The following is an 18,693-nucleotide window of genomic DNA, read 5'->3' as shown; positions in this document are numbered from 1 at the left end:
GAGGTCGAAAGCTGAGCATCCGCCAGACGCTGTCCAGATAGCAGAAAGGGAGCCGTAGCTCCCTCCCCCTCACCTGCAGGACCTGCGCTGGATTTCAGAAGTCCACGCTTGCGGTGCCTCCCACAAAGAATGGCGATGCAACGTAGTAGGTGGAACTCGCGGCCGAGATTTTGCTGCCGTAAACGCCGGTCGTTGCCTTTCCGTTTGCCGTCACACCATTCACGAAGCCCAGATAATGATTGTTCGTGATGTTCTGGATGTTCAGCTGCAGGACCGGATTCTTCATGAACGCAAAGCTCTTGAAGCGATAACCCGCGTGAACATCCATTGTGACATAGCTCGGGATTGAGGTGTCATTATTGAATGTGGCGTATTGCTTGCCGACATATTTGAGCGCGAAGCCACTGAAAAGATGCCCATCATCATAATCCAGGTTGAATGCTACCTGCTGCTTTGCTGTCTGAGGTGCAAATTTGCCTTTGCTGTTGACGTAGTCGCCAGTGCTGCCTGCTGCGATATTACTGTCGGTGCGGGCGTTGATATATTCTGCCGAGACATACGGACGCAGATGGTAAAGGATCGGACGGGTTCCGATTTCGAAGTCGACACCATCAGCATGTGAGCCGCCGCCGTTGACGCTCTGCGAGTAATAGGAGCCGTTCGGCAGAACCACTGTCTGGGAATAAAGGCGGTTCGTGAAGTTGTAATGGAAGTAGGTCAGGGTGCTGTTGAAGAGGCTGCCCTGATAGCGCACACCAGCTTCTTCCGAGATCGAGATTTCCGGTTTCTGGTTGGGGTTGGCCTTGGTGCTGTAGCCTACACCTTTCGTGTATGTGCCCGCATCATAAAGCGACGTATTCATCGGGATACGGAAATTGGTCGTGCCTGAAGCAAAAAGCTGGAACTGATCATTCAGCTTGTAGCGGATGGAGGCAGCGGGCAGGGGTTCATTCCAGCTTCCGTTGATATAGGGGCCGGTCGAGGTATCAGGTAGGTAGTTCTGACCCTGACGCGTGATCATCGCGTATTTGAGGCCACCTTCAATGGTCAGACGGTTGTGCAGTAGCGACAGAGAGTCATCGATGAAAAGCGTGTGGATGCGCGTTTGGGTCAGTGTGTTACGGTATTGCGCCGTCTGGCCGTTTGACAGGACAAGATTGGGGCCACCACCATATTCATCCAGCGGCGCGCCGGTTTCGGGATTCACAAGGCTATAGGGCGAGGTCTGTATCTGCTTCGAATATTCGAACCAGTAACCGACCATGAGACGGTTCGCGCCCGTGTGCAGAGCAAGCTTCGTCACTGCACCAGGACGATAGGTCTGCGTATTGGATGGGTTATAGAGCAGCAGGCTCTTTGTGTTCGACGTATTATACTGACCGATGGAGCTGCTGAGAGTCTGGGCTCCGTATTGCTGACTGGCCAAGCTCTCGTTGTAGGCACCGCCGCCATTGCCATTGCCGTACCAGAAATATGGGGTTTCAGTCAGAGTCAGGTTATCGGTCAGTGTGAACGTGGAAGGTGCGCTCGCATAGATGTTTGTGAAAGGGTTCTGATGCAGTTTGTAGTAGTTCCCGCTTGGACTCTTTTGGTTCCACTTTGAATCGTAAGTATAGCCCGTTCCGTATTTCTTCCAATTGGCCAGAGACATGGACGGAAACAGCGTACTATCGCTCTGATTGCCTACGATAGCGAGAGACATGCGGTTGCCCTGCCCCCATTCATTGACCCATTTGGTCTCGCCATGCAGCTTTTTCTGCGCACCCGGCCCACGCCATGAATCCTCATGCGCAGCAGAGAACGAGATATAGCCCTTCAGATGCGTATTGCCGATACGACCTGTATCGACGCGACCGAAGATACGACGGGAATTGTAGCTGCCATAGGTACCATCGAGATGACCGCCGAAACGCTCTGCGGGATCAAGAAGGTACATATTCACTGCACCGCCTGATGCGCTGATGTGCGGGCTATCGAGATCCGCCGACCCCTGCTCGACGTTGATCGTACGCAGGTTTTCTGAGTCGACGATTTCCTGCGGGTATACCGCGTAATTGCCGATGTCGTTGATCGGGAAGCCTTCGAGCGTGAAACCGATCTGGCTGGCATTCAAACCGCGCAAGGTCAGATTGCCGCCATTGAGACCAAGTGGGTCGACAGAGGTCGTATTGACGCCTGGCAACATGGCAATGAGCTGCATCGGATTGAGGCCAGGCGTCTGCTTGGCAATGAATTCCTGCGTGACGGTAGAACGTGATTTCGCTGCGTCCTCGTGAACCATCAATCCACCGCCCGCTGATCTGTGGCGGTTCCCGCGCACCTGCACGGTCTCGTTTCGTGCTGTATCGGTCGGTGCAGTTGATCCCATCATTGACGGACCGTCATCTGCTTTCCTAGGGGCAGATTTCGATGCTCTTCCCTCATGATCCTGGGTAACGCGCTGCACCGAACTGACCTGCGCCGATGCAGCGGAGGCCTGCAGCGCAAGAATGGAGGTCGCACAGAGAAAAAAACGGGCTCTCAAACTCATCATGGTTCCTGAAGCTCAATCGCTGATCGTTAATAGGTTCTAACGAATTGACGGCAGCCATTAACACGCGATCGAAACAATAACGATGAAAGTTTGATGACGAAATGCTTTTTAGAAATCGTTTCCTTTCAGTTACATATACTCCCAATCAAGCGCCACGAAGATCACTTTGCAGCGCTGCGCTCTCTGCAATATCATCAAGGTATTAATGGTTTAACATCATTATCATTATTCGATAATTCGGGTAGTTTTCATCCACAACCATCAACATTACAAACAAGGATGGAAAATAAATTTATTACGTTGATGTATGGAGATATATAACGCAATGATTAGCAAAAGAAATACATCTACTTCGAGACATAATATAATGAATAAAAAAACCCGTGTGAAGACCTCTGTAACCGCTGCAATACTATCGCTCTGCATGAGCAGCATAGCTTATGCATCAAACGAAGCTTCCGGGACCTCCACTGAAAGCACAGGGCAGACAATCCATAACCTGCCCTGGGTCCATGGTCCTGCAACTGTTCATGTTGACGGCAACGCAGATCTGATGCTCCCCGCCGGATACGAAATGCTGGCACCTCCCGAGGGCAAGCGTTTCCTCGCTCTGCTCGGTAACCTCGTCTCGAATCACAATAACCACGATTACATCCTGCAACCGGAGGCCGCCGACAAGGACTGGTTCATGGATTTTCTGTACATTGATTCAGGCCACGTGAACGATACGGACGTTATAGACTCCTCAAAACTCATGAGTGCCATGAAGGCAAAATCACTGGAGGAGAACAGAGAAAGACAGAGGGCCCATTTGCACGAGCTGACGCTTGTCGGCTGGCAGACGCAGCCTCACTATGATCAGCAGACGCACCGGCTGGAGTGGGCCTATCAGTCAGAACAGATAGCAGGTCCCCGATAACCAACCTGAACACACGCCTCCTGACACGTACGGGATATTACCGCGTTCTCATGGTTGGCGATGTGGAGAGTTACACGAGCGATCGCTCGGAATTCAATCAGGCAGTCACTTTTCTCCAGCCAAAGCCCGGGAACCGCTACAGTGATTACAAAAGCGGTGATAAACTAGCAGAATATGGCCTGATGGGGCTTATCGGCGGCGGAGCTGCGGCCGTGGCGATCAAGACCGGGCTGGTGGGTGGCTTCATTGCCTTCATCATCAAAATCTTCTCCACTCTCTTCAGTTCCAAGGCGATTGTTGCGGTTATCGGTTTCTTTGCCCTGTTATGGACCCGCCTGAAAAATGTCTTTTCCCGCAGGAACAAAGAGTGAGCGAAATATCTTTGATGAATGCCACTTTTTTGCTTCTTTGCGATGCAATCGGGCTCTGCACAGCCATGAAACTGATGCCGGGGCATGGAAGGAAATAAAGTATACGCCGGCAGATCAGGCTATCCACAATCCAAAAAGCTTGGGATCGCGGCGGCTATCCCACAGCGTCGGAAAGCAGGATGCTCATTCCTAGGCAAGGAATGCTTTGAAGCTCATTTTCAAGCTGTATATGATATTTTATCTGGAATTTTTGGCTGGGGGACCTGGATTCGAACCAGGGCTGACCGGGTCAGAGCCGGTAGTTCTACCGCTAAACTATCCCCCAGCATCTGTGCAGAAGCTGTTTGCCTTGCGGTGGCGGTGAATTAGCACCCTCCCTTTGGGGCCGCAACCCCCCCGCCGCGCTTTTTTTTACAAATTCGGACACGAGCACCGTATAAAGTGCTTGCTGTAGCCTTCATGCGCTATCAGATTGTTTTTTTACGAAAGAATTCAAAAAAGATCAGGACTAAGAAAAGGGGGGACGATCATGGGCTATAGCCGCAGCGAGACAATGTCTCCTCATACGTTCGATGCAGGGCCGGTTCGGCACTTTGCCGCGCTTGATCTGGGTACGAACAACTGCCGTCTTATGATTGCCCGCCGTACAGGCGGGGGCGTACAGATACTCGATCGACAGAACCGAATGGTCTGCCTTGGTGAAGGATTGATCGAGACAGGCGAACTCAGCATCAAGGCGATGGATCGAGCCGTACGTACCCTCGAATCTTTTGCGGCACGCATGAAGGGACTTCCGTCACTCCAGATCCGCGCCGTTGCAACCGAGGCCTGTCGGCGGGCGCTCAATCGTGAGAGTTTTCTCTCGCGCGTCCACTCCGAGACAGGCCTCCCTCTTGAAATCATCTCTCCCAGGGAAGAGGTGGAACTGGCTGTCGAAGGCTGCCGTACCCTTCTTCACCGCACCCGCAAGTCGGGAACACGAGCTATCGTTTTCGATATTGGTGGTGGTTCGACAGAAATTGCATGGCTGCGACTGAGTTCTGAAACACACGAGCACGAGCTGGTAAGCCTCGTCAGTCTTCCCTACGGCGTTGTCACTCTTTCAGAGCAATATGGTCATTCGCGTCAGCCTGCCAGCACTCTCGATCAGGCAGATCTCTATTGCAGGATGGTTGAAACCATACGCAGACCCCTGCTTGCTTTTGAGTCCGTTCATCAGATCAACAGGGAAATGCAGCGCAGTGCAGTGCAGATGCTGGGGACGAGTGGTACGGTAACAACGCTTGCAAGTCTGGCACAAAACCTTACCCGATACAGCCGCAATGCTGTGGATGGGTTCACGCTCTCTGCGCAAGCTGCTCACGATGCCATTGCACTCATACGAAACAATGCACGTAACGGCGAACTTCCTCCCCCCCTCTTTCGGCTGACAGACAGCATTTCATGCTGCCTGGTTGCGCAATCTTTGAAGCCATTCATAGCGTCTGGCCCTCGGAACAGATCATTGTCGCCGATCGCGGACTGCGGGACGGCATGGTCGCGCGCATGGCAACCCAGGCAAGAAACGGCAGAAGCGCCGCACAAGGCCAGACTCATCGTCATTCGATCCGGCAGCACGAGACGAATTATCGTGGCCATGCAGCACCCACTTCCTTTATGGGACGCGCATGAGCAAAAACAGTGACAAAAAAGGCGGCAAGAGCGGGAAGTCTTCCGAAAGACGAATCCCCGGAAAAGCGCTAAAGAGTTCAGCAGCACCTGGTCAGTCTGACACCACTCTGGACGGAAGCTCTGTCCAGACGGCACGCAACAAGACAGTCATGCTTCGTACAGCCCGCGGCCGGTCAACAGCCCAGCAGCGCTGGCTCAATCGCCAGCTTAACGATCCCTATGTTGCTGCCGCAAGAAAACAGGGCTGGCGATCCAGGGCCGCTTTCAAACTCATAGAAATCGATGATCGCCTGAATCTGATCAAACCGGGCATGAAAATCATCGACCTGGGAGCTGCACCCGGTGGCTGGACACAGGTCGCCGTCAAACGTGGTGCCTCTGCTGTCGTAGGCGTCGATCTCCTGCCTGTCGACCCGGTAAGCGACGCAACCATTATCGAAGGTGACTTCACCGATCCGGATATGGCTACGCGCCTCATGGAACTACTGGGAGGGCCGGCAGATCTCGTTCTGTCTGATATGGCACCCAATACGACAGGTCATGCACCGACAGATCATTTGCGAATCATGGGACTTGCCGAAGGCGCGCTGGATTTTGCCATGCAGGTTCTCGCGGTTGGCGGCGGATTCGTTGCAAAGGTGTTTCAGGGAGGGTCAGAACGCCAGATGCTTGACCCAATGAAGCTGGCCTTTTCCAGTGTTCGCCACCTCAAGCCACCAGCTTCTCGCAAGGAGTCAAGCGAGCTTTATGTTGTGGCGACCGGATTCAGACCCGATCGCCTCAAACAGGACTGATTATTCCACGACATCCCACAGCCAGGCGGCGCCACGTACGCCTGAGCTGTCGCCGTGCTTGTTACGCACGATTGGTGTTGTGCATGTCGGGGTAATGACATGACGCGCCAGCAGAGGCGGAACGCGTTCGTAAATGCTGTCGAGATTGGATACACCGCCACCGAGCACGATGATATCCGGATCGAGGAAGTTGATCGCCAGCGCACAGGCGCGAGAGAAGCGATCCATGTAACGGTCCAGAGCGCCGATGGCTGCGATATCTCCCCCAGCAGCGGCCTCTTCGATGCCGGCCGTGTTATGATGGCCGATACCTTTCCAGTCCTTGGCAAGCTCCGGCCCACAAAGATAGCGTTCGAGACAGCCCTCGTTGCCGCAGAAACATTTGGGCAAGGGGAATTCTTCGAGCCGGACCCAGGGCAACGGTGTGTGTCCCCATTCCCCTGCAATACTATGACGACCGCCAATCACCTTTCCGTCAACAACAATACCGGCACCCATACCCGTACCGATAATGATGCCGAAAACCGTGCGATTGCCAGCACCTGCGCCATCAGCCGCTTCGGACAAGGCAAAACAGTTCGCATCGTTTTCAACACGGACTGAACGATTGAGCGCACGGTCCAGATCAATACCGAAAGGCTGGTTGTTGAGCCAGGTCGCATTGGCATTCTTGATAAGCCCGGTCTCGGGTGAAATAGACCCCGGAATACCGATACCAAGCGTGGAGCTGAGCTGACCTGGCTTGGCCAGATGCGACGGCACACTTCCAAGCCGCTGATCGACACTGGCAACCAGATCGCGCACAGCGATCACGGCATCTTCATAAATTCCCGGGTTGGGAACACGCTCACGGAGCTGCAGATCGCCCGCGCGATCAAGAACCGCGATTTCGATTTTAGTCCCACCGAAATCGATGCCGAGGCGATAATCAGCCATCTCATGCCTTACTGAAGTTGCTTGTGAAAACTCGTGGCGCATGTTGCGGACGAACGCGGTCTTAGTAAAGACGTATTGGCAAAACAGTGTGCGATCTTGAAACACAGCCCGAGCTTCGCGCATAGTCCCCTGATGACGTCTCCCCCTTCCGAAACCCTTCTTGATGTACGTGGGCTTGCATGCCCATTGCCGGTCTTACGGGCCCATCGGAGCCTGAAATCCATGCAGGCAGGCGCCCGTTTGCGTGTCCTGGCAACCGATCGCGCAAGTGTTGCAGACTTTCAGTCGTTCTGCCGTGAAACAGGTCATGCATTAGTTGCATTTTCTGAAGACGGAGAAACGCTTTCTTTCGTTATCCGTCGCAAATCGGACACAGCTGTGTCACCCCCTGTTACGGAATAATCATAGTCATTACTTCCTTGGGCTTGGAGAATGGAGTGCGACAGGCTATCCCTCCTCCCGACAAGCCGTCTCTGGTGACGGCAATTTTCCGAAACAGCGGAGCGGGACGGCATTATCGGCATGGACGCACAGCTTTCACAGCTCTCTTTCGAAGATGCCCTGTCCGAACTTGACAGGATCGTACGCGGCCTTGAGAGCGGTCAAATGAAACTTGAAGACGCCATAAGTGCCTATGAGCGGGGTGCTACCTTGCGCCGCCATTGTGAAACCAAGCTCTCGGAGGCCGAGATGCGTGTACGTGCCATCACCCAGCGCGATGGTTCGGCAACAGCTGCGCCCCTCTCCGAATTTGACGAGAATTCTGGCGGAAAAGCTCCATGACGACCTCTACCCCTTCTTTTGTCGCATCGCCTGAAGCACTGGCATCGTCGTTGCACACAGCCGCGCGCGCCATTGAGATAGCTATTGATCGCCTCCTCCCCATGGTTGATGGTGACGAATCGGTTCTGCTCGAAGCCATGCGCTATGCCGCACTGGGCGGTGGCAAGCGTCTTCGCGGCTATCTGGTGACCGAAATCGCGTCTATTTTCGGCGCTGAGCCCGAGGGCGCTCTGCGTGTTGCGGCCTCGGTCGAGATGCTGCATGCATACAGCCTCGTTCACGACGATCTTCCTGCAATGGACGACGATGATCTCCGTCGCGGGCAGCCCTCGACCCACAGGAAATTCGACGAGGCAATTGCCATTCTAGCTGGCGATGCGCTTCAGACTTCGGCTTTCGAGATCCTGGCCGACGAAGCAACACATTCAGATCCGGCGGTACGCATTGCGCTTGTGACAGCGCTTGCCCGAGCGTCCGGTGCAGCCGGCATGGTCGGTGGACAGGTGGTCGATATACGTGGCGAAGGGAAGTCCCTTCCCCTCAATCAGGTCCGCCGGCTTCATGCGATGAAAACAGGCGCACTCATCCGCTATGCTGCCGAAGCCGGTGCCATCCTTGGCGGCGCGGACCAGATACAGCGCGATGCGATCATCGCCTACGGGCGCGATATCGGCACTGCCTTCCAGGTTGCTGATGACGTGCTAGATATGACGGCCAGCGCTGAAGAACTCGGCAAGACCGCCGGCAAGGATGAAGCCTCCGGCAAATCAACCTACGTTTCCCTGCTCGGAATTGACGGTGCACGCGCCGAGGCGTCACGCCTATCCGAACAGGCCACACAGGCCCTGACCTCTTTCGGGACCGAAGCAGCCGCGCTCAGAGCCCTTGCACAATACGTCGTCGAGCGCAGGAATTAAGAGAATGAGCGATAACACCAAGCCGAACACTGCCACATCCATTCCGACGATGGGCCGCTTTCCTCACCTTGATCGCGTGGTCGTTCCCGCCGATCTGAGGAATTTCTCGACCGAGCAGCTCAAGCAGCTTGCCGAAGAACTGCGCTCCGAAACGGTAGATGCCGTTTCCACGACGGGCGGCCATCTCGGCGCCTCGCTTGGCGTTGTCGAGCTGACTGTTGCCATGCATGCCGTATTCAATACGCCTGATGATCGGATCATCTGGGATGTCGGTCATCAGGCTTATCCGCACAAGATCCTTACCGGCCGACGCGATCGTATCCGTACGCTACGTCAGCCCAACGGGCTGTCCGGTTTCACGCGGCGCTCTGAAAGTGAATACGATCCGTTTGGTGCTGCCCATTCCTCGACGTCGATTTCTGCCGGTCTGGGCATGGCTGTGGCCCATCATCTGCGCGCAACCGAAGATCCCTCCTATCATGAACGCAATGTCATTGCGGTAATCGGCGATGGATCGATTTCGGCAGGCATGGCATACGAGGCGATGAACAACGCTGCCGTGGCCGGTGCCGGTGCCAAGCGTCTGATCGTTATCCTGAATGATAACGAGATGTCCATTGCGCCGCCTGTCGGCTCGATGTCCAATTATCTCTCGCGTCTCATGACCTCAAGCAAGTTCCTGAGCCTGCGTGATCTGGCCGGCAAGCTGGCCAAGCGCCTCCCCGCCGGGCTCGAGCGCACCGCCAAGCGTGCGGACGAACTGACACGCGGTCTCATTACGGGCGGTACGCTTTTTGAGGAGCTTGGCTTCTATTATGTCGGTCCCGTTGACGGGCACGATATGAACCAGCTCGTGCCGATCCTGCGGAATCTGCGTGACGCCGATGAAGGTCCGGTTCTGCTGCATGTCATCACCGAGAAGGGTCGCGGCTACAAGCCCGCTGAATCGGCCGGAGACAAATACCACGCCGTCAACAAGTTCAACGTTGTCACGGGCGAGCAGAACAAGGCACCCGCTGGCCCACCGAGCTACACCTCTGTCATGGCACGCGAGTTGCTCCGGCATGCCGAAAAGGATGAACGCATAACGCGATCACAGCCGCTATGCCATCCGGGACAGGCCTCGACAAATTTGCAACGAAGCACCCTGATCGTTTCTTCGATGTCGGTATTGCTGAACAGCACGCCGTAACCTTTGCCGCAGGCATGGCCTCGGAAGGACTGCGTCCGTTCTGTGCCATTTACTCGACCTTCCTGCAGCGCGCCTATGACCAGGTGGTGCATGACGTTGATCTGCAGAACCTGCCGGTCCGCTTTGCAATCGATCGTGCCGGTCTGGTCGGTGCCGATGGTGCAACCCATGCCGGGTCGTTCGACCTCAACTACCTCTGTTGCCTGCCGAACATGGTCGTCATGGCACCGAGTGACGAGGTTGAGCTGACTCATATGACAGCCACGGCCTGTGTCTATGACGCGGGGCCGATCGCATTCCGTTATCCGCGTGGCAGCGGCACCGGACTCGAGCTACCTGAGGCTGGCGAGATTCTCGAAATCGGCCGTGGCCGTATCGTGCGTGAGGCCGCACGTCAGCCGGGTAACAAATCTGGTGTGGCCATTCTCTCTCTTGGTACACGCCTGACCGAATCGCTCAAGGCAGCCGATCATCTTGCTGCGCAGGGTATTGCTGTTACCGTAGCCGATGCCCGCTTTGCCAAACCGATCGATACGGCACTGGTCGAACGTCTGGCACGCGAGCACGACGTGCTGATCACGATCGAAGAGGGTGCGGCAGGTGGCTTCAGCAGCCTTATCGTACGTCATCTTGCGGAAACCGCCCTGCTTGATCAGGTAAAGTTCCGTCCGATGGCTTTGCCTGACACCTATATCGACCACAACCTGCCCGACGTTCAGTACGATGAAGCGGGGCTCAATGCGCCGCAGATCGTCACTGTTGCCCTGTCGGCCCTGGGTGCACAGAACGCCCAGCAGACGGCCTGATGGCCAAAAAGCGGGCTGATGTATTGCTTGTGGAACGCGGACTCGTCGAGAGCCGCGCCCGCGCACAGGCGCTGATCATGGCGGGACTTGCCTTCAGCAAGGACCGCCGCATCGCCAAGGCAGGCGACATGCTTGCTGAAGACGCCCCGCTTGATCTGCGCGGGCAGGATCATCCCTGGGTGTCGCGTGGAGGGCTGAAGCTCGACCACGCGCTCGACCATTTCGGACTTTCCCCTTCCGGTGCAACAGCAATTGACGTAGGCGCTTCTACTGGCGGCTTTACCGATGTGTTGCTTACCAACGGTGCAAGCAAGGTTTTTGCTGTCGATGTCGGCCACGGCCAGATTGCCTGGAAGCTGCGGTCTGACGAGCGTGTCGTGGTCATGGAAAAAACCAATGCCCGTACGCTCGACACGACCCTGATCCCGGACACAATTTCCGTTGTCGTATGCGATGCCAGTTTCATTGGCCTTCGCACAGTCCTGCCCCCGGCTCTGGCACTCTGCCAGCCGGGCGGCTGGGCCGTTGCGCTGATCAAACCCCAGTTTGAAGCGGGGCGCGCCGAAATCGGGGCCAAGGGCGTCGTGCGGGATCCGGCGGTGCATGAGCGTGTCTGTGCAGAGATACGCCGCTGGTGGGAAGGGCTGGAAGGCTGGCAGGTTCTGGGTATAGAACCCAGCCCCATCACAGGTCCGGAAGGCAACCGCGAATTCCTTATCGCCGCGAGACGTTCTTCCTGATCCAGAAAATTTCCGGAGGGTTACTGCCTCCGGGAGTGAGCGCATTCTTCCGTTCCCGTTCGAAGAATGGTTTTTCTTGCGTTTTGCGGGCTCTTCCATGATAGAGCAGCCCCATGTCCGACATTTCGACCCCTCTCGACCTGAATGAGCAGGAGCGTGCGCGCATCCTCGCCAAATCTGCTCTTTTCGCTCCCCCGCCCGCAGTGCTGCCGGATGGACGTCGCGACCTCGTGGGCCTGTCCCGCGAGGAGCTAATTGCGGAAATGGCCGAGTTTGGCGAGAAGCCGTTCCGAGCCAAGCAACTCTGGCACTGGATCTATCATCAGGGCGCGACAGATTTTTCGCGTATGAGCAGCATCGCCAAACCGCTCCAGGCAAAACTGGCCGAGCGTTATGTGGTCGGGCGACCTTCAACGTCTCTGGAGCAGACTTCCAGCGACGACACACGCAAATTTCTCTTTCGCTTTCGAGACGGACAGGAAGCCGAGACCGTCTATATCCCTGATCGTCGTGAAGACCGGGGCGCGGTCTGTATTTCGTCACAGGTCGGCTGCACCTTGTCCTGTACATTCTGTCATACAGGCACCCAGAAACTGGTACGCAATCTCGGTGCCGCCGAGATTGTCTCCCAGTTCATGGCTGCCCGTGATTCCTACGGTGAGTGGCCGAGCCCGAAGGGTGAAACGCCGCGCCTGCTATCGACTATTGTACTGATGGGCATGGGAGAGCCGCTCTATAATTACGACAACGTGGCCAAGGCCATGCGTATCGTCATGGATGGCGAAGGTATTGCCCTGTCACGTCGTCGCATCACGCTCTCCACCTCGGGCGTCGTGCCGATGATGGATCGCTGCGGTGAGGAGCTGGCGGTCAATCTGGCCATTTCCCTTCATGCCGTTACCAATGATTTGCGTGACAAGATCGTACCGCTCAACCGGAAATACCCGATAGAGGAACTGATGGCGGCCTGTCGTCGCTACCCGGCAGCCTCCAATTCACGGCGCATCACTTTCGAGTACATCATGCTGCGCGGAATCAATGACAGCGAAGCCGATGCCCGAGAACTGGTGCGTCTGATCAGGGGATTACCTGCCAAGGTCAATCTGATTCCGTTCAATCCATGGCCCGGCTCTGATTTCAAACCCTCCACCCGCGAGCAGCTTCAGAAATTTTCGTCCATCGTCATGGATGCAGGATTTGCCTCACCGATACGCATGCCACGCGGACGTGACATTCTCGCCGCCTGCGGTCAGCTGAAAACCGAAAGTGAACGCCAGCGTCGCAATGCCACAGCAGAGGCTGAATAACAGGAACTGGTTTATCCCAAAGACTGGTCTGATCGGGAGACGGGTGATAAGAAAGGCTTTGAACTCGTTATCTTTATAGAGGGAAGCCTGGCCTTATGACCGCCCGGGACATCAAGAAAGTCGTTCTCGCCTACTCGGGCGGGCTGGATACTTCCGTTATCCTTCGTTGGCTCCAGAAGGAATATGGCTGCGAAGTCGTGACCTTTACAGCCGATCTGGGTCAGGGTGAGGAACTCGAGCCTGCGCGTCGCAAGGCAGAGATGTTCGGCGTGAAAGAGATCTTCGTTGAGGATCTGCGCGAGACCTTCGTGAAGGATTTCGTCTTCCCGATGTTTCGCGCCAATGCGCTTTACGAAGGGCAGTATCTGCTTGGCACCTCAATCGCACGTCCGCTCATTGCACAACGTCAGATCGAAATTGCCAAGATGGTCGGCGCAGACGCCGTGGCCCATGGTGCCACCGGCAAAGGCAATGACCAGGTTCGCTTCGAGCTTGGCTATTATGCGCTTCAGCCCGACATCAAGGTCATTGCGCCCTGGCGTGAGTGGAACCTGACCTCGCGCACGAAGCTGCTTGCTTTTGCCGAAGAAAACCAGATTCCCGTCACCAAGGACAAGCGCGGTGAGGCTCCCTTCTCGGTCGACGCCAACCTCCTGCACTCATCCTCGGAAGGCAAGATCCTCGAAGATCCCGCCGTAGCCCCGGATGAGATCGTCTTCCAGCGTACCATCTCCCCGGAAAACGCCCCCGATGTTGCAACCGAAATTGCCATTGATTTCTTCGAAGGGGATCCGGTCGCATTGAATGGTGTCACTCTCTCTCCTGCAGAACTGCTGACACGCCTGAACAAGCTCGGTCATGACAATGGCATTGGTCGCCTCGACCTTGTCGAGAACCGGTTTGTCGGCATGAAATCGCGCGGCATCTACGAAACACCGGGTGGTACAATCCTGCTTACGGCACATCGCAGCATCGAATCCATCACGCTCGACCGTGAGGCCATGCACCTCAAGGACAGTCTGATGCCGCGCTATGCAGAGATCATCTATAACGGCTTCTGGTTCTCGCCGGAGCGCTACATGCTTCAGGCACTGATAGATGCAAGCCAGAAATCAGTAACAGGCCGCGTACGCCTCAAGCTGTACAAGGGCAATGTCATCTGCACCGGTCGCGAAAGCCCGAACAGCTTGTATGATACACGCGTTGTCACCTTCGAGGATGACGAGGGCGCCTATAACCAGATCGATGCACAGGGCTTCATCAAGCTGAATGCCCTGCGCCTGCGTCTCGGAGGCCAGATCGGCCGCACCGGCGGCAAACCCTGATCGCCAGATCCTGATCGCTTCACGCGATTATCGGCTTCTGCTCCCTTCACCGTCCTGCGCGGGTGAAGGGAGCAAGGCCATCGCAAGTTCCAAGAGGTCCAGACATGCGTATGCTCCGCTCCATCAAGACCCTCGTTGCCGGGGCGTCTCTCGTCGCTCTCGCCGCCTGCGGTGGCCCGAAAGAAGAGCCGGAGCTGACACCTGAACAGTTCATGGCAAAAGTTCGTGCTGAACCCGGTGTCAAAACCCTCCCCGATGGCCTTGCCTACAAGGTCCTCAAATCCGGCCCGAAGGATGGCGAGCAACCATCCAAGGGGCGCATGATGATGCTCATCTATGAAGGTCGTCTGCCCGATGGCGGTATTTTCGACAGTTCCGAGCAACATGGTAACGGCGCCTATATGCAGATGGCGCTTGACGGGCTCGTACAGGGCTGGATGGAAGCATTGCCCATGATGCATGTAGGTGACACCTGGATGCTCTATGTCCCACCAGCACTGGGCTATGGCAAGCGCTCCATGGGCATCATTCCCCCCAACAGCCCGCTGGTTTTCAAAATCCAGCTTCTTGGTCTCGGCGGTCAGGAACAGTAAGGCCTCAGGATGCGATCCCTTTTTGCCTTTGCACTGATTGCAACGCTAGCCTTGTCAGGCTGCGGCAAAAAAAGCCCGGGGCAAAAGCTTTACGGCCCGAATTGCGGGATCTGTCATCATGGAGGCAATGGCCTGCCCGGCGAAGTCCCACCACTGGTGGGACGCCTTGATCTGATCGCCAGAACACCCGAAGGACGTGATTACCTTGCACGCGTCATGCTTAACGGGCTCGACGGCCCGATCATGGCCAATGGCACACGCTATAATTTCTCGATGCCGAGTTTCCGACGCCTGAGTGATGAGCAGCTCAGCCTGATCCTGAACTGGCTTATCTCACGCGGGGCGACCCAACCTGTTCCGGTCATGACACCAGAGACATTTGCATCGGCCCGAAAGCAGGAAATCGGCTCGAACCGCGTTCATGAACTGCGCAAGGCTCTTGAAAGCAAGGAACAGATCCCCTGATCTGTCGGTAAAATACGCTCAGCGAAAATAAGGCCGTTCTACTCTGGTGACGTCCAGTGAGTATCGCAACGCGCTTCGTATAGCTCGTCATCGCCCGTTTCCAGGACCTGACCTGTCTGGCGCTTTTTTGCAGTCCAACGGGCCGGCAATGCACAGACATGACAGCGCGCAGTGAGAAGAACATAACGATCGGCTCGGACACGCAGACGCGCCATCACGGTAAAGTCCTGCCTTAGAAAGTCCGTATCAAGCCCGGCTACAGTGATATTGACCCCTGCAGCCAGACTTGATTCGATATCGGCCACCACATCTCCTTCGTAATGAGGAGGGATCATGAAATGACCCTCATCAAGCAGAATATGACGAAAATTCGCAAAATCCTCAGGCCAGCGCGAAACTGAACGCGCAGGACGGGACAATCCTATCCGGCTGTGAATACTTGCCCCCGATCGTGTGTCAAAAGCGGGTGCGAGACAGAGCGTCGCCTCCTGTGGGAGATGGTCCTGAAGAAGATGCGCCGATTTTCCGGCAAACATCGGTCCGGCGTAAACCGTCAGAATTCCCCTCGGCAACACGTGCTCTCCCTGCAGACTGGCACCCGGAAAAAGAAATGCCGTGCTGGCCTTACAGCCATTTGCGCGATCCCGGCAATCTTTCCCCTTGACCATACGCCAGACGCATTCGACAACATCGGGCATGCAACGTGTATTTTCCGGCATTCAGCCGACCGGCGTCCCTCAGCTTGGCAATTATCTTGGTGCAATCCGCAATTGGGTGCGGTTGCAAGAGGATCATGATTGCGTGTTCTGTCTCGTCGACATGCACGCTCTGACCGTCTTTCGTGAGCCAGGACAGCTGCGCCGCGACACTCTTGCACAGGCTGCCTGCCTGATCGCTTCCGGCATCGACCCTGAAAAACACGTTCTCTACAATCAGTCGGCTGTCAGTGCTCATGCACGCCTGGGATGGATTTTCAATTGCGTCGTGCGCCTTGGCTGGCTGAACCGCATGACGCAGTTCAAGGAGAAAGCAGGCAAGGATCGCGAGCAGCATTCTGCCGGTCTCTTTGTCTACCCGGCACTCATGCAGCCGATATTCATGCTTTCCACGCCACACGTGTGCCCGTGGGAGAGGACCAGAAACAGCATCTCGAAATTGCCAATGATATCGGCGCCAAATTCAACCACGATTACGGGGTGGATTTCTTCCCGATAATCGAAGCGCTGATACCGCCTTCGGCAGCTCGTATAATGAGCCTGCGGGACGGGACGAAAAAGATGTCCAAATCTGATCCTTCTGCCCAGTCACGTATCGAACTCACCGATACGGCAGATGATATTGCGCTCAAGATACGCAAGGCGAAATCAGATACCGAGCTTTGCCTTCGGAAACCGCGGGGCTGGAGAACCGCCCCGAGGCGCGGAACCTTGTCACCATCTATGCAGCCATGGCCGATCAGAGCAGTGAAGACGTGCTGGCCCGTTTCGGCGGTCAGGGCTTTGGTCCATTCAAGGCGGCGCTGGCTGAGCTTCTGGTCGAGACGCTCTCTCCTGTTGCAAGTGAAACGCGTCGCCTGCTTGAAAACCAGGATCATATTGAAAACATTCTGCGTCAGGGTGCGTCCCGTGCCAGTGCGATCGCAGAACCCATTGTCAGTGAAGCCGAACGGCTCGTCGGTTATCTGCGCTGAACGTAGATCAGGAAAAAGGGACTATCCCCCTCATGCAGCAGGCCTTCCATCGCCTTTCGATACGCACAAGAGGCAAGGGTATGACCATGATCACTGCCCCTGTTCTCGATTGGGTTGCCTCCACAGGCATTGAGGATGGTCTTCTGACACTCTGGTGCCGTCACACCTCGGCATCACTCATCGTGCAGGAAAATGCAGATCCGACGGTACAGCAGGATATTGCCAGCTTTTTTGACGATATCGTTCCTGAATCACGAGCCTATCGTCATGATTACGAAGGGGTAGATGACATGCCCGCCCATATCCGCTCGGTGCTGACGAACGTTCAGCTCTCGATACCGGTCATGAACGGCAGACCTGTACTTGGCACATGGCAAGGCATCTATCTTTTCGAGCATCGACGCATCCCTCACAGCCGCGAGATCGTGCTTCATTTTCTGGGCTCGTAGCCTGATGTCCCCGCCTCGTCATATCGGGGCCATGCTCGGGCTCGTATTCGCAGGGCTGCTTTATGGCATCCAGCCGGCCAAAGCCGGGCCCATCCTTGATGTCACCCAATTCGGCGCGCGTTGCGACGACAGCACCGATGACACTCAGAGCTTTCAAACAGCCATCAACAAGGCGAGTGCCAAAGGCGAGATCCTGCACATGGCAGGCATCTGTCGGGTCAGAACGCTGCGCGTTCCTTCTGACGCCAAAACATTCATTCTGGAGGGTAGCAACGGCACGCTCCGGTTCATGGAGGGTGGGCTCGTACTCAGCGCACCGAAACCAGGCATTCCGGCGATCCCCTATATCATACGCAATCTGCGACTACGTTCAGCCAATGCCTATACGGACACGGCAATCAGCGTTACCGGTGCTTTCAAAGGACTGGTCGATAACGTCAATATCGATCGTTTCAAGAATGGCGTCGCACTCATTGCGACGTCGGACAATATTGTTCGGGGATCGTTTTTTGATTCGTTCGGCGATTCCAACGCCATCATGATCAGTGGCACCATGGCTTCCGAACAGAAGGTATCTGCCTATGCCTCGAACAATACCGTGACCGACGTGACCGATATCCATGGCACAGGCGTCTTTATCGGGCCGGGCGTGCAGGGAACGAAAATCCGCAATCTGCGTGTACTCGAGGCCTGGTACGGAATCTACGCCGTCGACGGAAAAGACGATGAGGATCTCAGTGTGTCGGATTCCTATCTCGAAGGCAAAAGAGCCGGGCTCTTTGCCGATGGGGTCGATCTTACCCGCGTTGTCAATTGCAGTGCAGATCTCCCTTCAAGTGGCGCCGATCCGGACTGGGCGGGCTTCCATATGGATCGGATGTATGGCGGCATCCTGGCCAATTCCAGTGTGTGGGGCGCAGCCGCCGCTCATTCGCCCGTCATCGTGGTGGGGGGCAATATTAACGTTACTGGCAATCAGGTCACGGGGCCGGCAGAAGGCCCGTGCATGAGACTACTCCCTTTTCCCAAACCGGATGACTCGCCACTTCTGGTTTCAAACAACACGTGCTGGGCCTCGGGAGGATATGAGCTCGCGAGACAAGGCCCTGTTGCAGGAAACAACAATCTCTGGTCGCGCCCGGATAATCACCATCTGATGACGCGCAACTTCCTCGTGCCATGAACGCCCCCTCCCCTTCAGG

17 protein-coding genes, 1 tRNA gene and 2 pseudogenes are annotated in these 18,693 nt (G+C 55.9%); 16 read left to right on the top strand and 4 right to left on the bottom strand.

All coding sequences use genetic code 11. From position 1 onward, the window contains the following. Nucleotides 1-94 precede the first annotated feature (94 nt). Entirely contained in the window at nucleotides 95-2,533 is a 2,439-nt protein-coding gene (locus JCM25354_RS09465) for a TonB-dependent receptor (protein ID WP_084294708.1), read from the bottom strand. A gap of 367 nt (nucleotides 2,534-2,900) precedes the next feature. Here JCM25354_RS09465 and JCM25354_RS23060 point away from each other — a divergent pair, with 367 nt between their 5' ends. Then, a complete protein-coding gene (locus JCM25354_RS23060) occupies nucleotides 2,901-3,452 on the top strand; it encodes a DUF2167 domain-containing protein (RefSeq protein WP_025885836.1) in 552 nt (183 codons plus the stop codon). Next, a complete protein-coding gene (locus JCM25354_RS23055) occupies nucleotides 3,413-3,823 on the top strand; it encodes a DUF2167 domain-containing protein (RefSeq protein WP_084294706.1) in 411 nt (136 codons plus the stop codon). The genes JCM25354_RS23060 and JCM25354_RS23055 overlap by 40 nt, the downstream gene beginning before the upstream one ends. A gap of 251 nt (nucleotides 3,824-4,074) precedes the next feature. Here the strand turns inward: JCM25354_RS23055 and JCM25354_RS09445 are convergent. Further along, nucleotides 4,075-4,148 (bottom strand) — tRNA-Gln (locus JCM25354_RS09445). A 204-nt stretch (nucleotides 4,149-4,352) separates the two neighbouring features. Between JCM25354_RS09445 and JCM25354_RS17960 the strand changes: the two genes are divergently transcribed. Together JCM25354_RS17960 and JCM25354_RS09435 are read left to right on the top strand one after the other, a co-directional pair. Continuing rightward, complete coding sequence (locus JCM25354_RS17960) at nucleotides 4,353-5,507, top strand: Ppx/GppA phosphatase family protein (protein ID WP_148301461.1); 1,155 nt, start codon at nucleotides 4,353-4,355, stop codon at nucleotides 5,505-5,507. Then, the gene (locus tag JCM25354_RS09435; RefSeq protein ID WP_025885834.1) at nucleotides 5,491-6,288 is read left to right on the top strand and encodes an RlmE family RNA methyltransferase; all 798 of its coding nucleotides are present in this window, start codon (nucleotides 5,491-5,493) and stop codon (nucleotides 6,286-6,288) included. Before JCM25354_RS17960 ends, JCM25354_RS09435 begins: the two co-directional genes overlap by 17 nt. Here JCM25354_RS09435 and JCM25354_RS09430 read toward each other — a convergent pair whose 3' ends face one another. Continuing rightward, complete coding sequence (locus JCM25354_RS09430) at nucleotides 6,289-7,224, bottom strand: ROK family protein (RefSeq protein WP_025885833.1); 936 nt, start codon at nucleotides 7,222-7,224, stop codon at nucleotides 6,289-6,291. A gap of 132 nt (nucleotides 7,225-7,356) precedes the next feature. Between JCM25354_RS09430 and JCM25354_RS09425 the strand changes: the two genes are divergently transcribed. From JCM25354_RS09425 to JCM25354_RS09385, 9 genes and pseudogenes are all read left to right on the top strand, one after another. Then, nucleotides 7,357-7,626 carry a sulfurtransferase TusA family protein gene (locus JCM25354_RS09425; protein ID WP_025885832.1) on the top strand — a complete coding sequence of 90 codons (270 nt, stop codon included), beginning with the start codon at nucleotides 7,357-7,359 and terminating at the stop codon, nucleotides 7,624-7,626. 120 nt (nucleotides 7,627-7,746) lie between these two features. Beyond that, complete coding sequence (locus JCM25354_RS09420; RefSeq protein WP_025885831.1) at nucleotides 7,747-8,007, top strand: exodeoxyribonuclease VII small subunit; 261 nt, start codon at nucleotides 7,747-7,749, stop codon at nucleotides 8,005-8,007. Beyond that, nucleotides 8,004-8,924, top strand: coding sequence for a polyprenyl synthetase family protein (locus tag JCM25354_RS09415; RefSeq protein ID WP_025885830.1), 921 nt, complete (start codon nucleotides 8,004-8,006; stop codon nucleotides 8,922-8,924). The genes JCM25354_RS09420 and JCM25354_RS09415 overlap by 4 nt, the downstream gene beginning before the upstream one ends. A 4-nt stretch (nucleotides 8,925-8,928) precedes the next feature. Beyond that, nucleotides 8,929-10,922 (top strand): annotated as a pseudogene (gene dxs / locus JCM25354_RS17955) (1-deoxy-D-xylulose-5-phosphate synthase). After that, a complete protein-coding gene (locus tag JCM25354_RS09405) occupies nucleotides 10,922-11,662 on the top strand; it encodes a TlyA family RNA methyltransferase (protein WP_025885829.1) in 741 nt (246 codons plus the stop codon). Before dxs ends, JCM25354_RS09405 begins: the two are co-directional and overlap by 1 nt. Nucleotides 11,663-11,775: 113 nt before the next feature. Continuing rightward, a complete protein-coding gene (gene rlmN / locus JCM25354_RS09400) occupies nucleotides 11,776-12,969 on the top strand; it encodes a 23S rRNA (adenine(2503)-C(2))-methyltransferase RlmN (protein WP_025885828.1) in 1,194 nt (397 codons plus the stop codon). Between the two features lie 95 nt (nucleotides 12,970-13,064). After that, nucleotides 13,065-14,294 (top strand): argininosuccinate synthase, encoded by a 1,230-nt coding sequence (locus JCM25354_RS09395; RefSeq protein WP_025885827.1) that lies wholly within the window; start codon nucleotides 13,065-13,067, stop codon nucleotides 14,292-14,294. A 104-nt stretch (nucleotides 14,295-14,398) separates the two neighbouring features. Further along, nucleotides 14,399-14,887: an FKBP-type peptidyl-prolyl cis-trans isomerase gene (locus JCM25354_RS09390; RefSeq protein WP_025885826.1), complete on the top strand. Its 489-nt coding sequence runs from the start codon at nucleotides 14,399-14,401 to the stop codon at nucleotides 14,885-14,887. 9 nt (nucleotides 14,888-14,896) lie between these two features. Then, nucleotides 14,897-15,352 carry a c-type cytochrome gene (locus JCM25354_RS09385; RefSeq protein ID WP_025885825.1) on the top strand — a complete coding sequence of 152 codons (456 nt, stop codon included), beginning with the start codon at nucleotides 14,897-14,899 and terminating at the stop codon, nucleotides 15,350-15,352. Nucleotides 15,353-15,390: 38 nt separating this feature from the next. On the opposite strand, the gene JCM25354_RS09380 is transcribed toward JCM25354_RS09385, so the two are convergent. Next, complete coding sequence (locus JCM25354_RS09380; RefSeq protein WP_025885824.1) at nucleotides 15,391-16,050, bottom strand: thymidine kinase; 660 nt, start codon at nucleotides 16,048-16,050, stop codon at nucleotides 15,391-15,393. Between JCM25354_RS09380 and trpS the strand changes: the two are divergent. The 3 genes and pseudogenes from trpS to JCM25354_RS09365 all read left to right on the top strand — a co-directional run bounded on the left by trpS (nucleotide 16,049) and on the right by JCM25354_RS09365 (nucleotide 18,674). Beyond that, nucleotides 16,049-17,042, top strand: a pseudogene (gene trpS / locus JCM25354_RS17950) (tryptophan--tRNA ligase). The gene JCM25354_RS09380 and the pseudogene trpS overlap by 2 nt on opposite strands. 32 nt (nucleotides 17,043-17,074) lie before the next feature. Beyond that, nucleotides 17,075-17,491, top strand: a complete 417-nt coding sequence (locus tag JCM25354_RS09370; protein ID WP_025885823.1) for a secondary thiamine-phosphate synthase enzyme YjbQ — start codon at nucleotides 17,075-17,077, stop codon at nucleotides 17,489-17,491. Between the two features lie 4 nt (nucleotides 17,492-17,495). After that, the gene (locus JCM25354_RS09365; protein ID WP_025885822.1) at nucleotides 17,496-18,674 is read left to right on the top strand and encodes a hypothetical protein; all 1,179 of its coding nucleotides are present in this window, start codon (nucleotides 17,496-17,498) and stop codon (nucleotides 18,672-18,674) included. The last annotated feature ends 19 nt before the right edge of the window (nucleotides 18,675-18,693 follow it).

The sequence above is a fragment of the Asaia prunellae JCM 25354 genome, assembly GCF_000613885.1.
In the GTDB taxonomy this organism is placed as follows: Bacteria; Pseudomonadota; Alphaproteobacteria; order Acetobacterales; family Acetobacteraceae; genus Asaia; species Asaia prunellae.
This window is presented reverse-complemented; position numbering and strand designations above follow the sequence as displayed.

What these genes read in the sequence shown, in the direction of transcription:
- JCM25354_RS09465 (WP_084294708.1), bottom strand. Translation starts at nt 2,533, where the DNA reads ATGATGAGTTTGAGAGCCCGTTTTTTTCTCTGTGCGACCTCCATTCTT.
- JCM25354_RS23060 (WP_025885836.1), top strand. Translation starts at nt 2,901, where the DNA reads ATGAATAAAAAAACCCGTGTGAAGACCTCTGTAACCGCTGCAATACTA.
- JCM25354_RS17960 (WP_148301461.1), top strand. Translation starts at nt 4,353, where the DNA reads ATGGGCTATAGCCGCAGCGAGACAATGTCTCCTCATACGTTCGATGCA.
- JCM25354_RS09435 (WP_025885834.1), top strand. Translation starts at nt 5,491, where the DNA reads ATGAGCAAAAACAGTGACAAAAAAGGCGGCAAGAGCGGGAAGTCTTCC.
- JCM25354_RS09430 (WP_025885833.1), bottom strand. Translation starts at nt 7,224, where the DNA reads ATGGCTGATTATCGCCTCGGCATCGATTTCGGTGGGACTAAAATCGAA.
- JCM25354_RS09425 (WP_025885832.1), top strand. Translation starts at nt 7,357, where the DNA reads ATGACGTCTCCCCCTTCCGAAACCCTTCTTGATGTACGTGGGCTTGCA.
- JCM25354_RS09420 (WP_025885831.1), top strand. Translation starts at nt 7,747, where the DNA reads ATGGACGCACAGCTTTCACAGCTCTCTTTCGAAGATGCCCTGTCCGAA.
- JCM25354_RS09415 (WP_025885830.1), top strand. Translation starts at nt 8,004, where the DNA reads ATGACGACCTCTACCCCTTCTTTTGTCGCATCGCCTGAAGCACTGGCA.
- JCM25354_RS09405 (WP_025885829.1), top strand. Translation starts at nt 10,922, where the DNA reads ATGGCCAAAAAGCGGGCTGATGTATTGCTTGTGGAACGCGGACTCGTC.
- rlmN (WP_025885828.1), top strand. Translation starts at nt 11,776, where the DNA reads ATGTCCGACATTTCGACCCCTCTCGACCTGAATGAGCAGGAGCGTGCG.
- JCM25354_RS09395 (WP_025885827.1), top strand. Translation starts at nt 13,065, where the DNA reads ATGACCGCCCGGGACATCAAGAAAGTCGTTCTCGCCTACTCGGGCGGG.
- JCM25354_RS09390 (WP_025885826.1), top strand. Translation starts at nt 14,399, where the DNA reads ATGCGTATGCTCCGCTCCATCAAGACCCTCGTTGCCGGGGCGTCTCTC.
- JCM25354_RS09385 (WP_025885825.1), top strand. Translation starts at nt 14,897, where the DNA reads ATGCGATCCCTTTTTGCCTTTGCACTGATTGCAACGCTAGCCTTGTCA.
- JCM25354_RS09380 (WP_025885824.1), bottom strand. Translation starts at nt 16,050, where the DNA reads ATGCCCGATGTTGTCGAATGCGTCTGGCGTATGGTCAAGGGGAAAGAT.
- JCM25354_RS09370 (WP_025885823.1), top strand. Translation starts at nt 17,075, where the DNA reads ATGCAGCAGGCCTTCCATCGCCTTTCGATACGCACAAGAGGCAAGGGT.
- JCM25354_RS09365 (WP_025885822.1), top strand. Translation starts at nt 17,496, where the DNA reads ATGTCCCCGCCTCGTCATATCGGGGCCATGCTCGGGCTCGTATTCGCA.